Source organism: Streptomyces sp. WM6386 (assembly GCF_000972385.1).
In the GTDB taxonomy this organism is placed as follows: Bacteria; Actinomycetota; Actinomycetes; order Streptomycetales; family Streptomycetaceae; genus Streptomyces.
The window spans coordinates 79,579-93,999 of record NZ_JXTE01000025.1; the positions used below are offsets into that span (position 1 = coordinate 79,579).

General features: G+C 67.7%; 15 protein-coding genes. 6 read left to right on the plus strand and 9 right to left on the minus strand.

Features of this window, described 5'->3' with window-relative positions:
• Positions 1-7: 7 nt before the first annotated feature.
• Genes TN53_RS17875 through TN53_RS17895 form a run of 5 tightly spaced genes read right to left on the minus strand, consistent with a single transcriptional unit; the run spans position 8 to position 5,448 of the window.
• Entirely contained in the window at positions 8-1,150 is a 1,143-nt protein-coding gene (locus tag TN53_RS17875) for an acyl-CoA dehydrogenase family protein (RefSeq protein ID WP_046259507.1), read from the minus strand.
• Positions 1,151-1,160: 10 nt separating this feature from the next.
• Positions 1,161-1,388 carry a hypothetical protein gene (locus TN53_RS17880; RefSeq protein ID WP_046259508.1) on the minus strand — a complete coding sequence of 76 codons (228 nt, stop codon included), beginning with the start codon at positions 1,386-1,388 and terminating at the stop codon, positions 1,161-1,163.
• On the minus strand, positions 1,388-2,518 hold the full coding sequence (locus TN53_RS17885; protein WP_095046556.1) for an amidohydrolase family protein: 1,131 nt from the start codon (positions 2,516-2,518) through the stop codon (positions 1,388-1,390). The genes TN53_RS17880 and TN53_RS17885 overlap by 1 nt, the downstream gene beginning before the upstream one ends.
• Before the next feature lie 33 nt (positions 2,519-2,551).
• On the minus strand, positions 2,552-3,577 hold the full coding sequence (locus tag TN53_RS17890) for a 2-oxoacid:ferredoxin oxidoreductase subunit beta (RefSeq protein WP_046259509.1): 1,026 nt from the start codon (positions 3,575-3,577) through the stop codon (positions 2,552-2,554).
• Positions 3,574-5,448: a 2-oxoacid:acceptor oxidoreductase subunit alpha gene (locus TN53_RS17895; RefSeq protein WP_420719106.1), complete on the minus strand. Its 1,875-nt coding sequence runs from the start codon at positions 5,446-5,448 to the stop codon at positions 3,574-3,576. The genes TN53_RS17890 and TN53_RS17895 overlap by 4 nt, the downstream gene beginning before the upstream one ends.
• 147 nt (positions 5,449-5,595) lie before the next feature.
• Between TN53_RS17895 and TN53_RS17900 the strand changes: the two genes are divergently transcribed.
• Complete coding sequence (locus TN53_RS17900) at positions 5,596-6,198, plus strand: TetR/AcrR family transcriptional regulator (protein ID WP_052745237.1); 603 nt, start codon at positions 5,596-5,598, stop codon at positions 6,196-6,198.
• Between the two features lie 136 nt (positions 6,199-6,334).
• On the opposite strand, the gene TN53_RS17905 is transcribed toward TN53_RS17900, so the two are convergent.
• The 3 genes from TN53_RS17905 to TN53_RS17915 are packed head-to-tail and all read right to left on the minus strand — an operon-like array spanning position 6,335 to position 8,738.
• Positions 6,335-6,925 carry a TetR/AcrR family transcriptional regulator gene (locus TN53_RS17905; RefSeq protein WP_046259511.1) on the minus strand — a complete coding sequence of 197 codons (591 nt, stop codon included), beginning with the start codon at positions 6,923-6,925 and terminating at the stop codon, positions 6,335-6,337.
• Positions 6,926-6,963: 38 nt separating this feature from the next.
• Entirely contained in the window at positions 6,964-7,932 is a 969-nt protein-coding gene (locus TN53_RS17910; protein WP_046259512.1) for an amidohydrolase family protein, read from the minus strand.
• Positions 7,929-8,738, minus strand: a complete 810-nt coding sequence (locus tag TN53_RS17915; protein ID WP_199924598.1) for a fumarylacetoacetate hydrolase family protein — start codon at positions 8,736-8,738, stop codon at positions 7,929-7,931. Before TN53_RS17915 ends, TN53_RS17910 begins: the two co-directional genes overlap by 4 nt.
• 525 nt (positions 8,739-9,263) lie before the next feature.
• On the opposite strand from TN53_RS17915, the gene TN53_RS17920 reads away from it, so the two are divergent.
• The 5 genes from TN53_RS17920 (at position 9,264) to TN53_RS17940 (ending at position 13,771) form a co-directional block, all read left to right on the plus strand.
• The gene (locus TN53_RS17920; protein ID WP_052745238.1) at positions 9,264-11,564 is read left to right on the plus strand and encodes a nitrate- and nitrite sensing domain-containing protein; all 2,301 of its coding nucleotides are present in this window, start codon (positions 9,264-9,266) and stop codon (positions 11,562-11,564) included.
• Entirely contained in the window at positions 11,561-11,995 is a 435-nt protein-coding gene (locus tag TN53_RS17925) for a roadblock/LC7 domain-containing protein (RefSeq protein ID WP_046259514.1), read from the plus strand. The genes TN53_RS17920 and TN53_RS17925 overlap by 4 nt, the downstream gene beginning before the upstream one ends.
• Complete coding sequence (locus TN53_RS17930; protein WP_046259515.1) at positions 11,992-12,381, plus strand: DUF742 domain-containing protein; 390 nt, start codon at positions 11,992-11,994, stop codon at positions 12,379-12,381. Before TN53_RS17925 ends, TN53_RS17930 begins: the two co-directional genes overlap by 4 nt.
• Positions 12,362-13,003, plus strand: a complete 642-nt coding sequence (locus tag TN53_RS17935) for a GTP-binding protein (protein ID WP_046259516.1) — start codon at positions 12,362-12,364, stop codon at positions 13,001-13,003. Before TN53_RS17930 ends, TN53_RS17935 begins: the two co-directional genes overlap by 20 nt.
• Before the next feature lie 165 nt (positions 13,004-13,168).
• Entirely contained in the window at positions 13,169-13,771 is a 603-nt protein-coding gene (locus TN53_RS17940) for an LD-carboxypeptidase (protein ID WP_234441619.1), read from the plus strand.
• 41 nt (positions 13,772-13,812) lie between these two features.
• Here the strand turns inward: TN53_RS17940 and TN53_RS17945 are convergent.
• The coding region (locus TN53_RS17945; RefSeq protein WP_046259517.1) for a TetR/AcrR family transcriptional regulator at positions 13,813-14,421 on the minus strand (609 nt) is incomplete at its 5' end.

The window sequence follows — 14,421 nt, forward strand, 5'->3', positions numbered from 1 at the left end:
TCATGTCTCACAGCCCCAGCGACCGCGAGATGATCACCTTCATCACCTCGCTGGACCCGGCCAGGATCCGGGAGACCCTGGCATCGGCGTACGCCCGGGCGATCGGGTACTCCCACATGTAGCCGTAACCACCGTGCAGTTGCAGGCACCGGTCGACCACACGCCCCTGCATCTCGGTACAGAAGAGCTTCACCACAGCCGCGTCCTCCGGGCTCAGCTCCTCCCGCTCATGGGCGAGCAGCGCGGTGTCCACCAGCGTCTGGCCGGCCGCGATGTCGGTCGCACAGGCCGCCAGCTCGAAGCGGGTGTTCTGGAACGAGCCGACGGTGACCCCGGAGACCTTGCGGCCCCCGACGTAGTCCACGGTGCGCGCGAGTGCGGCGCCGGCCGCTGCCTGCGAGGCGACCGCGATGGACAGGCGCTCCTGAGCGAGGTTGGCGATGAGGTACTCGAACCCGCGGTTCTCCTCGCCCAGCAGATGGCCCACCGGCACCCGCACATCTGTGAAGGACAGTTCCGCCAGTTCCTGTGCCTTCAGGCCCACCTTCCTTAAGTTCCGGCCCCGCTCGAATCCTGGCATTCCGCGCTCCACCACCAGCAGGCTGATACCGCGGCGCCCGGCCTCCGGGGCGGTCTTCACGGCGACGATCACCAGGTCGGCGCTGACCGCGTTGGAGATGAAGGTCTTGGTGCCGTTGACGACATAGTGATCGCCGTCCCGGACCGCCGTGGTGGCGATCGCCTTCAGATCCGACCCGGCCCCCGGCTCGGACATGGCGATCGCGGCGACCGCCTCTCCCGACGCCAGCCGCGGCAGCCATCGCTCACGCTGCTCGGGCGTGCAGTACCGCAGGTAGTAGGGCATGCAGATGTCCGTATGCACCCGGAGCCCGCCGAGCCCCACCCCCGCCGCCTGCGCCTCCTCCGTGATCACGGCGTTGAACAGGTAGGTGGCCGCCCCTCCGCCGCCGTACTCCTCGGGGACCTGCACGCCCAGCAGCCCCAGCTCGCCGGCCCGGGTCCAAAAGCTGCGGGGCGGCCCGCCCGCCTCCTCCCAGGCCTCGTACTCCGGAGCCACCTCGGACTCGAAGAACGCCCTGACGACCTTGCGAAACGCCTCGTGGTCGTCGCCGTACACCGTGCGCCGCACCAGTTCCTCCTCACGCCCGGCCGACGCCGAGCCGTTCCGCCGCCTTGACCAGGTGATCGAGGCGGCCGCGTACGGCCTCCAGTTCGACGGGATGGGCTCCGCCGTCCCGGAGGGTCTGGAGTTCCTGCCGCAAGTCGCGGATGCGCTCGGTGACCCGGGCCTGCGCCTCACGGATCGTCAGCAGGTCCGCCTCCTCCGAGAGCGGATCATGCTCGACCGGCTGCTGATCGGTGGTCATCAGCCGTCCAGCTTGAAGAGCTTGCGGGCGTTGAGCTCCACCATGGCGTGAACCTCCTCGTCCGGGACGTCCACCACCGCGTCGTGCAGGACCTTGCGGCTGTTGGGCCACATGGAGTCGGAGTGCGGGAAGTCGCACTCCCACATGATGCGGTCGACGCCGATGTCGTGGCGCAGACTGATGCCGGTGCGATCGGTGATGAAGCAGCCCCAGATGTGCTTGCGGAACAGATCCGAGGGGCGGACGTCCTGGTTGATGTCCTGCCAGAACCGCTGCCGCTCCCATGTGGTGTCCGCCCGCTCCAGCAGATACGGAATCCAGCCGATGCCGCCCTCTGCCAGGGAGATCTTCAGGCTGGGGTGGCGGTGGAAGACCGGTGAGAAGCACAGGTCGACCAGCGCCTTCATGGAGTTGAGGCCCATGAGGGAGATGAAGGTCGCCTCCGGTGCGTCCGGTGAGGTGAACGGCCGGGTCCCGGAGGTGCCGAAGTGCAGGCTCAGCGGGATGTCCACCTCTTCGAAGGTGCTGAACAGCGGGTCCCAGTGGTCGGTGTGGAACGACGGCAGCCCGAGCGGGCTGGGGCTTTCGACGAAGCTGACCGTCTTCGCGCCCTTGGCCGCCGTGCGCCGCAGTTCGGCGATGCTCGCCTCGACGTCCCACATCGGCAGGATCACCACGGGCACCAGCCGGTTCGGGTCGGTCGCCGACCACTCGTCGAGGACGAAGTCGTTGTACGCCTGGACACAGCGCAGCGCCAAACCCTTGTCCTGGCCCTCGAGGAAGACCGTGCCGGCGAACCGCGGGAAGGACGGGAAAGCCATGCCGGCGTACACACCGTCGACGTCCATGTCCTTCAGCCGCTCGGCCGGGTCGTAGCAGCCCGGCAGCATGTCGTCGTAGCGGACCGGGTCCCAGCCCCACTCCGTGGGGTCCTTGCCGACCACGGCGTTGAGCCCGATGTTCGGGTACACCCGCCCTTCGTAGGTCCACACCTGGCTGCCCTCGTCGTTCTCGATGATGCGGGGCCCCGCATCCCGGTCCTTGGCCGCAAGGCGATCTGCCCAGACCCTCGGATGCTCGATGAGGTGGTCGTCGACGGAGATCAGTTTCATGTCGTCACGGAGCGGCATCGCTTCTCCCAGGTCAGATAGGTTGTGGTTGCTTCAGACGGTCCATGTGTCGGCGCCCCGCAACAGGTCCCGCAGCGGTGTGCGCGGTCCGGCTCGCCTGAGCTGGTCGCGAACGAGGTCGTCGTAGGCGGGCCGGGACACGGAGCGGAACACACCGGTGACGGTGTGCCCCACCCCGAGGTCGCCCGACCGGTCCAGCCGGGACAGTGCGAACGCCTGCGCGGGGTCAGCGGCCGTCATGTCGTGGACGATGATGTCCGGCTCCTTGTCCGGGCCGATCTCGGCGACGCGCAGCCCGCCGTCCGGACCGCGTACGACCCCGTAGGCGCCGTCGGCTCCGAAGCGGATCGGTTCGCTGTGCCGGAGGGGGACGATGCGGCGCTCACGCTCGCCCGGCTCCTTGAGGGCGTCGAAAGCCCCGTCGTTGAAGATGGGGCAGTTCTGGTAGATCTCGACGAGTGCGGTGCCCTGGTGTTCGGCGGCCGCTCGCAGCACCTCGGTGAGCTGCTTGCGGTCGGAGTCGAGTGCCCGGGCGACGAACGTCGCCTCGGCTCCCAGAGCGAGCGAGACCGGGTTGAAGGGATGGTCGAGCGAGCCCATCGGTGTCGACTTGGTGACCTTGCCGACTTCGGAGGTGGGACTGTACTGGCCCTTCGTCAGACCGTAGATCTGGTTGTTGAACAGCAGGATCTTCAGGTTCACGTTTCGCCGCAGCGCGTGGATCAGGTGATTTCCGCCGATCGACAGCGCGTCACCGTCGCCGGTGACGACCCATACCGAGAGGTCCGAGCGACTCACCGCCAGCCCCGTGGCGATCGCCGGAGCCCGGCCGTGGATGGAGTGCATCCCGTACGTGTTCATGTAGTAGGGGAAGCGGGACGAGCACCCGATGCCGGACACGAAGACGATGTCCTCCCGGGCCAGCCCGAGTTCGGGCATGAATCCCTGTACGGCGGCGAGGATCGCGTAGTCGCCGCAGCCGGGGCACCAGCGCACTTCCTGGTCGGTCTTGAAGTCCTTGGCGGTCAGACCGGGCAGGCCCAGATCGACACTGGTCATTCGACCACCTCGTCGAGGTCATCGAGGGCTGCGAGAAAAAGGTCCTGCAGTTCCTCGGCCTTGAAGGGAAGCCCGGCCACCCTGTTGATGCCGACCACATCGACCAGATACCGGGCGCGCAGCAGCAGGGCCAGCTGCCCGAGGTTCAGCTCGGGCACCAGCACCTTGCTGTAGCGGGCGAGGACCTCGCCCAGGTTGGCGGGCAGGGGGTTGAGATGACGCAGATGCACGTGAGCGATGTCCTCTCCCCTGTGCCGCACACGGCGGCACGCGGCACCGATCGGTCCGTAGGAGGAGCCCCAGCCGACGACCAGCACCCGGGCCGCGCCGGACGGGTCGTCGACTTCGACGTCGGGAACGGCGATGCCGTCGATCTTCGCCGCCCGCAGCCGGACCATACGGTCGTGGTTGTCCGGGTCGTACGAGATCTCGCCGGTGCCGTCGGCCTTCTCCAGACCGCCGATGCGGTGCTGCAGCCCGGGAGTACCGGGGACGGCCCATGGCCGGGCCAGCGTCTCGGGGTCACGCAGGTACGGCCAGAAGGCGTCGCTGCCGTCGGGGGCGTTGGATTCGGTCGCGAAGTCGACCCGGAGGTCGGGCAGGTCCTCCGGTTCGGGGATCAACCAGGGTTCGGAGCCGTTGGCAAGTGAGCCGTCGGACAGCAGCAGGACGGGGGTGCGGTAGGTGAGCGCGATCCGGGCCGCCTCCAGAGCGCTGCCGAAGCAGTCGGCGGGCGAACGAGGGGCCACCACCGCAACCGGGGACTCGCCGTTGCGGCCGAACAACGCCATCAGCAGATCCGCCTGCTCGGTCTTGGTCGGCAGCCCCGTCGACGGGCCGCCGCGCTGGACATCGAGGACCACCAACGGCAGTTCGAGGGAGACCGCGAGACCGACCGTCTCCGCCTTCAGGGCCACACCCGGACCAGAAGTCGACGTGACGGCGAGCGCACCGCCGAACGCCGCTCCCAGAGCCGCGCCCACCCCGGCGATCTCGTCCTCGGCCTGGAAGGTCGTCACACCGAGGTTCTTGTGCCGCGCCAGTTCGTGCAGCATGTCGGAGGCCGGGGTGATCGGATAGGAACCGAGGAAGACCGGCAGGCCGGAACGCTCGCCGGCGGCGACGATCCCGTACGCGAGTGCGGTGTTGCCGGTTATCTGGCGGTACGTGCCGCGAGGCAGGCTCGCGGCCGCGATCTCATAGCTGACGGCGAACGACTCGGTGGTCTCGCCGTAGTTCCAGCCGGCCCGGAAGGCCAGCACGTTCGCCTCGGCCAGGTCCGGGCGGCGGGCGAACTTCGAACGCAGGAACTGCTCGGTCCCGGACGTCGGACGGTGATACATCCAGGACAACAACCCCAGCGAGAACATGTTCTTGGCCCGCTCCGCGTCCTTCTTCGTCAGGCCGGTGCCGGTCAGCGCCTGGCGGGTCAGCGCGGTCATGGGGACTGGGTGCACCTGGTACGCGTCCAGCGACCCGTCGGCCAGCGGATCGGTCGGGTATCCCGCCTTGGCCAGTGCCCGTTTCCCGAACTCGTCGGTGTTGACGATGACGGTGCCACCACGCGCCAGATCCTTGAGGTTGGCTCTGAGAGCCGCCGGGTTCATGGCCACCAGGACGTCCGGCCGGTCACCGGGGGTCAGGATGTCGTAGTCGGCGAAGTGCAGCTGGAAGCTGGAGACTCCCGGCAGCGTGCCGGCGGGCGCCCGGATCTCCGCCGGGAAGTCCGGCAGCGTCGCCAGATCATTACCGAAGGCCGCCGCCTGCGCAGTGAACTGGTCACCGGTCAACTGCATGCCATCGCCGGAGTCCCCCGCGAACCGGACTACCACCCGGTCCAGCCGACGCACCTGGGCCGCCGGATCACTCACGCTCGACTCCATCCATCGGTCAATCAATCACAGCCTTCTGAACGAAGTATACAGATATTGTTCCTACTGTCACTCACGAGGGGCCGCGCCACTCCCCGACTGGGCCGATCGAACAGGTGGTGACTTATCTGGTGGTATCGTCAACAGGTGACCGCGATCACCAAGACCACCGAAAAGATCGTCGACGGCGCCATCCGTGCCGTTGGCCGCTACGGTGTGCGCAAGTTCTCGATGAGCGACGTCTACACGGAGGCGGGAGTCTCCCGCGGGACGCTGTACCGGTACTTCAAAAGCAAGGAACAAGTCCTGGAGGCGGTCGGCGAACACGTCGAACGCACCCTGCACACCGCTCTCGACGACGCAGTCTCAGCTCAGCCCGAGCCCGAGAACCGACTGGAAATCGTCCTCCAGGCCCTGCTGGACTACCGCACGACCCATCCGGAGATCATGCGGATCGTGGAGTCAGAGCCTTCGGTCGTACTCGACCTGCTGTCCCGTGAGTTCAACAGGTTGCTCGCAGTCGTCTCCGACGCCCTGGACCCGGTACTCCGGGACGCCCCTCCGGTCCGCGACGGCACACTGACCAAGAGGCAACTGGCGGAGATGTTCATCCGGCTGACCCTGTCCGTCTACCTCGTCCCCTCCGCAGGCTCCGACGCGACGGCCGAACGGGTGGCCTCTCTGTGGAAGTCCATGACGGCCGCGGCCGGGAGCAGCTCGGGCCGTTCCCGGACCCGGGCGGCCGGCTGAATCCGACAGCCGCCGAGGTCTCGCCTGTCCGGCCCCGGACGGCTGTGTCGACGGGTGACATCGCGGCTGCCTTACAGAGCGCAGGCGCCGCCTTGGTGCGGGGTGTACGCGAATTGACGATCGACACGACTCAGCCTCAGAGGCCGAGGGCAGGCAGCACCATCTCGTCCACGAACCGCGTCAGATAGGCCGCGTCGGCAGGCCGGTCCTCCAGCAGCGGACGGGCGACGACGGCGCCGAGCATCGCCTGTGGCAGGAACGCCGTCGCCGGCTGGTTCTCGTCGAGCTCTCCGCGGGCCACCGCCCGGGCAAGTATCCGGCGCAGAGCCTGGACCTCGGGCTCGATCAGCGATTCGCGCAGCGCGCGGCCGAGTTCGGGATTGCGCTCGACCGCCTGGCCGATCCCGCGCATGACCGAGACGTTCTGCGCACTGTGGTCGCCGATCCTTCGGACGATCTCGCGCAGATCGCCCGGGAGGGAGCCTGTGTCGACCTCACCGACAAGCACCGCCTTGGTCTCCCGCAGGGCGGTCGCCACCAGTTCCGGCTTACCGTTCCATTGGCGGTAGAGAGTGGCCTTGCTGGCTTGCGCACGTGTCGCCACGGCGTCCATCGTCAGAGCGTCGTAGCCCACCTCGCACACCAGAGCCATGACCGCCTCATACAGCTCCCGCTCCCGCTCAGGGGCGAGACGTGTACGGCGTACCGGGTGGGAAAGGGCGGGCATGCGCGACTCCACTCCTGTGACGAATGTCCTGTGGATGATCAGTGGCCTGCCATGGAGGGGCCACGGCTGCTCGCGAAGAGGATCGAGGCGTTCGCCCTCAGGATGGCGTGGTGATCCTCTGCTGCCAGATCTGCGCGTGTGATGTCGTCGACGCAACGCGCAACCGGCCCGCGGAATGGGTAGTCGGATCCGAGGAGGAGCCGGGCAGACCCAACCGTGTCCAGGGCGCACCGTAATGCGGGCTCGTGGTACGAGCAGGTGTCCAGGTACACCCGATGCCGCAAGTAATGCAGGACATCATGCTCGCCGTCGCCGGACCCGCTCAGGTCCACCAGGCGCTGGGCGAGATAGGGCAGGACGCCTCCCAGGTGCGGAATGATCAAGGTCAGCTGCGGCACGCGGTCAAGCGTCCCCGACAGCATCATCCTTGCCGCCTGGAGACTTGTGGAGACGGGCGGGGCAAGGCTGTCGCTCAGACGCCAGCCGTCGATCTGCGGGAGAGGGTCGGCTTCGGGGTGAAGGAAGAGCGGGAGCCCGAGATCGGCGGCGGCGGCCCAGACCGGTTCGTAACTGGGGTCGTCCAGCGGCCGGCGTGTGGGAGTCGCGTAGACCATGACTCCGCTGACGGCCGGACGGGAGCCGATGCGACCCAGTTCGGCCAGCGACTGTTCGACGTCGGGCAGCGGCAGCACCATCATCGCTGAGACGAACGAGTCGCCGCTGCCGACCGCGTCGATCAACTCGTCGTTGCAGGACCGAAGGACGGCTGCCGCGTCCGGCCGACCGTCAACGGCCGGACCGATCGGCGGCAGGGAAAGCACCGCCGTGCCCCCTGCCTCGGCGAGTTCCTCCTGCTGGGCCGGAAGGTCGGCGAGGGAAGGGAAGGCCTGGGATGCGGCCCGCACGGCGGCGCCCCCTCCCTTGTCCGCATCGGACCTCGCGGTGAGAGCCTGCTGCAGACTGGGCGAGATCCAATGGTGATGGACATCCGTCCAGGCCGGCGTCATCCGCGCGGCCCCACGACGTTCGTGATCGAGCCGATTCCCTCGACACTGGCGACCACCTTCTGGCCCGGTTGCAGATAGCGGCCGTCTTCGTGACCCACTCCCGCGGGGGTGCCGGTGAAGAGGATGTCGCCGGGGCCCAGGCTGGTGCGTGCGTCGGCGTAGTCCAGCAGTTCCGCCACGTTGCGCGCCATGGAGCTGGTGCGATCGTGCTGACGCACCTCACCGTCGACGCTCAGGGTCAGTTCGAGATCAGGCTGTCCGTCGCCGAACTCGTCGCGGGTGACGATCCAGGGACCGAGGCCCGTGGCATGGTCGAGCACCTTGGCAGAGAACATGTCCACTTTGAGGACCCCGCCGAGGGCCAGGTCGCGGGCGGTGACGTCATTGCCGACCGTGTAACCCAGGATGCGATCCCAGGCGGACACGGCAGACTCTGACGGACCCGGCCGGGCTGCACCGATCACGGCCACCAGCTCGACTTCGTAGTCCAGTTGCTCGGTAAGAGGGGAGAAGGCGATCTCCTGACCGGTACCGATGATGGCATTGTGCGGTTTGAGCAGCATGGCCGGCCGATCGGAGAGCGCGGAGCCCAATGCGACAAGGTGCGAGCTGTAGTTGGCGCCGGCGACGACAACGGTGCTGCCGCGTTCGAGCGGCGGAAGCAGGGTCAGGTCGGACAACCCTCGGGTGCGCCCCGCAGCGGCCGTCGGAACTGCTCCGTCCATCACCATCGGCGCCCACGCGGCGATGGGGCCCGGCAGCGGCGTCGCCGAGTCCGCCTCCGGATCGATGACGGCCCAGAACACCGCATCTCCGTCCGTACAGCGTCCGATTTTCACTGGCTCTGCCTCTCTTCCGCTCTTCCGCGCCGCTGCCCCAGCACCAGGCCCGAAGACCGTGGTGGCCTTCCAGGACCATCACCCCCGCGCATTGGTCCTGGCGGCAACAGGATCGAATACAGATTAGACATCATCGGAACTATTCGTCTACCTCGATGAGGTGCGATGCACAGAGAAGGCAGCCTCCAGTGGAGGCGCGAACAGCTCGCCAAGACTCTGCGGCACGCTCCGCGAGAAGCTACCAATACAGAATTAACAGACCATGCCCATTTCGGCTATCGCCGAGTAGGCTCCCCCCGACATGGCGCGGCCCGTTCGGATCGGAGCAGTGCGCCACCGCCAACATGCCCGGGGATTCAAGTGGCAGTGCACGCACGAGCGGCAAAACGGCAGGACGGCCGGGAAGCAAGTCGGAGTCGGCGACTGTCCCTTCGGGCGATCCTGCTCGTCCTGGCGGTTGTACCCAGCATCGCCCTGGTCACCGTGTGGGCGGTGAACTCGGCCCAGCTTTACGACAACTGGCACAGCGTCAGCAACCGCAAGGCCGCTGGGTCACGCGTCGCGCTCCCGGCAGTCGTCATCTTCTACAACTTGCAGGCGGAGCGGCAGCTGAGCGCGGCCGCGCTCGCCGACCCCGCCGCCGATCGGACGAAGCTGGCGAAGCAGCGGCAGATCACCGATGCGTCCATCAAGGGCCTGCAAGGTCTCTCAGACTCTGCCCCGGCCGATATCGTCGCGCACTACGAAGAGGTCAAACGAGAGCTCGCGCAGCTGCCCGGGCACCGGAAGGCCGTCGACCGGCAGGCCATCAGCCAGCAGCAGATGATCAACGCATACAGCGCCGCCATCGCCGCGGACCTGCGGATCTTCACGGACTTCACCAATGTCGGCATCGCCAGACTGAACGTTCTCGGACAGCCGGCACTCGACGCGCTGTGGGGGCAGGAGGCACTCGCACGCGAAGACACGATCTTCACGGCGGGGGCGGCGACCGGCCACTTCTCTAGCTCCCAGCGTTCGAAGATCGCCGAGCTGATCGGCTACCAGCAGCACATCTACAACGACGAGGTCATACCGCTTCTGCCCCGCCAACATGCCCAGGCCTACCGGACCATCATGTCCAGTGCCGCCTGGAAGCAGAAGAGCAAGGCCGAGCAGACCGTCCTGGGCGCGCCGGTCTCCGGGACGGACGGCCGGACCGAGGTGTCTGCGCAGGTCGTCGCAGAGTGGCGGCAGAGCGTCGGTGAGGTCACGCTCCAGCTCCAGCAGGCGACCAACGCGTACGAGAGTCAGATCCTCAAGACCACCGAGCGCGAACTCCACGGTCTGATGGTCACTTTGATCGTCAACAGCTCCGTCGGTGCTCTCGCCGTGCTGCTGGTCCTGCTGGTCTCGCTGTGGTTCACCGGAGTCCTGCGTCGCCGGATCTTCGCGCTCCGGTCCTCGGCCCTGGAGTTGCAGACCCGGCTGCCCGACGTGGTCGAGCGGCTGCGGCGCGGCGAGCTGGTGGACCCGGACACCGAGCTGCCCGCGATCCGATACGGCACGGACGAACTCGGCATGCTCGGCCAGGCTCTCAACCAGGCCCGGAGCAGTTCCCTGGAGACCGCGGTACGACAGGTCGAGCAGTACCGCGGCTTCGAACGGCTGTTGCAACGCATTGCCAGGCGCACCCAGTTGCTGATCGGCATGCAGATGAAGCGACTCGGTGAAATGGAGCGCCGGAACGAGGACCCCGAAGTCCTGGAAGGCCTCTTCGACCTCGACCATCTGGCAGCCCGGCTGCGTCGCTACGAGGAGAACCTGGTGATCCTCGGCGGTGGACAGCCCCAGCGGCGTTGGCGCAAGCCCGTGCTCGTGCTGGACGTCATCCGTTCCGCGCAGGGCGAGGTGCAGGACTACCGGCGCATCAGGATCGAGACCTCGGGTCGGACCTGGCTGTCCGAGCGCGCTGTCGGTCCCATGGTTCACGTGCTCGCCGAACTGATGGAGAACGCGGTGATGTTCTCCAAACCACCGACTCCTGTTGAGGTGTCCGCCACACGCGTGGGGCGCGGTCTCGCGGTCGAGATCGAGGACCGTGGCCTGGGCATGGAGGTCGAGCAGTACGCCGAGGCCAACGAGATGATGGCCGACCCGCCCAAGATGGACGTGATGTCCCGTTCCGATGATGCGCGGCTGGGCCTGTACGTCGTCGCCAGGTTGGCTGCCGACCTGGGGCTGAAGGTGGAACTCCGGCCCTCGTCCTTCGGCGGCACCCGGGTGGTCGTCCTGGTGCCGGGAGAGCTGATATCCGACGAGGAACCGTTCTCGAAGACGCCTTCCAGTCCCGCCCCGTCCCAGCTCTCCGTCGTCGACGCACCCTGGCCCGGGGAAGCGGACCACTACGCCGATCACCAGTCGTACGGCCCCGACGGCCCGCACCCCGACGGCCAGGATGCGTTCACACGACCGCTCATCGGCCCGTGGAGCCGGCCACCGGCTTCCGCCCCTGCCCCTGCCCCTGCCCCACCATCTCAGGTGAACCCACTGCCGAGACGCGTACGGCAGGCCAGCCTCGTACCCGAACTTCGCGTGCCTCCCCCCACCCCCACACACGACGACGGGACGCCGACCGCGCCATCCGAGCCGCAGCCACCGCGCGGGCAGCGAACCGAGGCGCGCCGCGCCGGCACCACGGTCGGCGCCTTCCAACGCCAGTCCCGGGTGGCCCGCAACACCCCCGACTCCGACCACCAAACCACCAGCACTTCACCGGGCCCTGACTGGGATCGGAAGGACGATCGACGATGACACTGCGCACCACCAGCACCAATGATGATCTGGACTGGCTGCTCGACGGGCTGGTCGATCAGATCCCGGGTACCAGGAACGCCGTCGTGCTGTCCGACGACGGTCTGGTCGTCAGCCGGTCGAGCAGTATCACCCGGACCGACGCCGAGCGGCTGGCCGCCATCGCCACCGGCCAGCAGAGCCTGGCTCGCGGGGTCGGTGAGATCTTCGGCGGCGGAGTGGTTCACCAGGTGATCGTCGAGCTCACCGATCTCTGGCTCTTCATCAGTTCCGCCGGCCGTGGCACCCACTTGGCGGTCGTGGCCGAGCAGGAGGTCGACGCGGAGCTGATGGCGGTGGCGATGCACACCCTGGTGCAGCAGGTCGGGCAGCAACTGGGTACCGAGGTGCGCGTCGTGCGAGAGCACGCGGAAGGCGGTGGACCTGGGTGAACCACTGGACGGACGCGTCGGAGGACGAGGACGCGGAGCAGGGCTTCGTCAGGCCGTACACGATCACCCAGGGCCGGACGGTCAATGCTCGGGCCGACCTCACCCTCATCACCATGATCACCACTGTCGCCCAACCCGTTGAACAGTTGGCCGCCCGTGCTCTACAACCCGAACACAGGGTGATCCTTCAGCAGTGCCGCACACCGGTGGCGCTCGCCGAGGTGGCCGCCGAGCTCAATCTCCCGGTGGTGGTCACAAAGATCCTCATCGCCGACCTGCTCGCGCTCGGCGGGGTGACGGCCCGACCGCCTCTGGCGGTCGCGGTCGGCCAAAGTCCGGATATGACACTTCTTCAGGCGGTGAGAGATGGCCTTCTCAGACTCTGACAACCCTGACGGGTCTCGGGCAGGTGCGGCCCTCGCCGCTGTGAAGATCCTCGTCGCGGGCGGGTTCGGCGTGGGCAAGACCACCATGGTCGGATCAGTGAGCGAGGTCGCGCCACTGCACACCGAGGAGCATCTGACCATGGCCGGCATGGACGTGGACGACGTCGGCGGGGTGGAACGGAAGACCACCACCACGGTGGCCCTGGACTTCGGGCGCATCACGGTGAGTTCCCGACTCGTGGTGTACCTGTTCGGCACGCCGGGGCAGGAGCGCTTCTGGTTCATGTGGAACGACCTGGTGCACGGGGCCCTCGGGGGCGTCGTGATCGTGGACACCCGGCGGCTGCAGAGCAGTTTCGCGTCCATCGACTTCTTCGAGAACCGTGGCATCCCCTTCGTCGTCGGCGTCAACTCCTTCGACGGGCGTCAGGAGCGCACCCTGCCCGAGATCCGGGACGCGCTCGATCTCGACCCACGCACACCCATCGTGATGGGCGACCTACGGCAACGCTCCGCGAGCCGCGACCTGCTGCTGACCTTGGTGGATCATCTGATGTCCGACCGCGAGGTCGTTCCGGACCGCCAACCGGTTCAGACCAGGCCAGTCAGGAGCGGACCCTGACGGACACATGTTCACGGGGCACAGCCGGCACAGATGCGCCCGGGTGCCCCCGGGGGACCGACCTGACGTGGAGCAGGGCGGGCCAGGCCTGCTGGGCGGTCGATCAATACATGTGTGTTGTTGCGCGTGTCGGGATACTGCGTCGGTGACCGGACGGGGTTCCGCGTGCATCGGGCACCGCTCCTCGAAGCAGGGCGACGGCGTTGGTGGAGCGCGGCCCGACCGGCAGAGATCGCCGAGGAATTGAACGGCCTCCGTGATCCCGAGGTGCGCGCGGTCATCGAGTACGACGGCGGCCAGACGGCCCTCGGTTGCCTCGACCTGATCGACGTCGAGGCGATCACTGCCGACCCCAAGCCCATCCTCGGCTACAGCGACGTCTTTCTGCTGCATCTGGTGCTCTTTGCGCGCACGTGCCTGGTCGGCTTCCATACCGACTTGGCCACCCCGGGACTCGGCGGCCACTGGCAGGCGGCGCCCGCAGCCCGCCAAGCGGTGCTCCAGGAGCTCTCCTCGAGGCTGCTTACCGGCGACGCGGCGATCGGTGCACTGCGGTTCGACGGCGCGGTGCTGTTGTGGGAGGAGACGGGCGGCCAGGCATCGTACGTGTGGAGCTATCCAGCGCTCCGGCCCGACCGAAAGATCAGACGCCGGCAGTACGTGCAGCTCGACCTCCAGAAGACGACCGGCCGAGCAGCGTCGGCAAGATCCAGGCGCGCGTCGACGCCCTCTGAGAACCCGGCCTCGACGCGGCACACCACCGGCTGATCGGCCTCGTGGAGTGCGATGCCGGCTCGGCTTCGTCGTCCTCAGCGTGCGGGATCGACGGCGTGTGCTCGCAGGGTGAGGAAGATGGTGTCGAGTGCGTCGAGGAGCGGCTCTTCGGTACGGGTCGTCTTGGTCATCAGCAGCCCGCCTTGCAGGATGGCGAGAATCGAGCGGGCGAGCCGCTGCGGTTCGGTGTCGGCCCGGAGCAGGCCCGCGGCGATCATGTGCTCGGTCCCGGTCTGGAGCAGGCGCTGCCAGTCGGCCATCGCGTTCTGGGCTGCCGCGGCGACCTGGTCATGGCTCCCGGCGAGCTCATTGACCATCGAGCCGATGGGGCAGCCCCAGAAGGGCTGCGCCCTGTAGTAGGCCGTGATCGCCTCGCGCCACTTCTGCCACGACTCCCAGGAGTCGAGTTCGTCCAGGTAAGGCCGTTGGGCACCCAGCAGCCGTGCGGCCTGCCATTGCGTGAGCGCGCTGACGAGGTCGGGCTTGCCTTCGGGGAAGTAGTGGAAGAGCTGGCTCCTGCTCGTCCTCGTCGCGGTTCGGATGTCCTCGAGCGACGTCGCGTTCACGCCTCGCTCCAGGACGAGCTCTGCGGCGGCTTCCACGATCCGGGCGCGGGTGGCCAGCCCCTTGCGAGTGAGGCCCTC

Excerpts from the sequence above, each read along its gene's own strand:
- TN53_RS17885 (WP_095046556.1), bottom strand. The coding sequence starts at position 2,518 with ATGCCGCTCCGTGACGACATGAAACTGATCTCCGTCGACGACCACCTC.
- TN53_RS17935 (WP_046259516.1), top strand. The coding sequence starts at position 12,362 with ATGGCCTTCTCAGACTCTGACAACCCTGACGGGTCTCGGGCAGGTGCG.
- TN53_RS17880 (WP_046259508.1), bottom strand. The coding sequence starts at position 1,388 with ATGACCACCGATCAGCAGCCGGTCGAGCATGATCCGCTCTCGGAGGAG.
- TN53_RS17925 (WP_046259514.1), top strand. The coding sequence starts at position 11,561 with ATGACACTGCGCACCACCAGCACCAATGATGATCTGGACTGGCTGCTC.
- TN53_RS17890 (WP_046259509.1), bottom strand. The coding sequence starts at position 3,577 with ATGACCAGTGTCGATCTGGGCCTGCCCGGTCTGACCGCCAAGGACTTC.
- TN53_RS17910 (WP_046259512.1), bottom strand. The coding sequence starts at position 7,932 with ATGACGCCGGCCTGGACGGATGTCCATCACCATTGGATCTCGCCCAGT.
- TN53_RS17905 (WP_046259511.1), bottom strand. The coding sequence starts at position 6,925 with ATGCCCGCCCTTTCCCACCCGGTACGCCGTACACGTCTCGCCCCTGAG.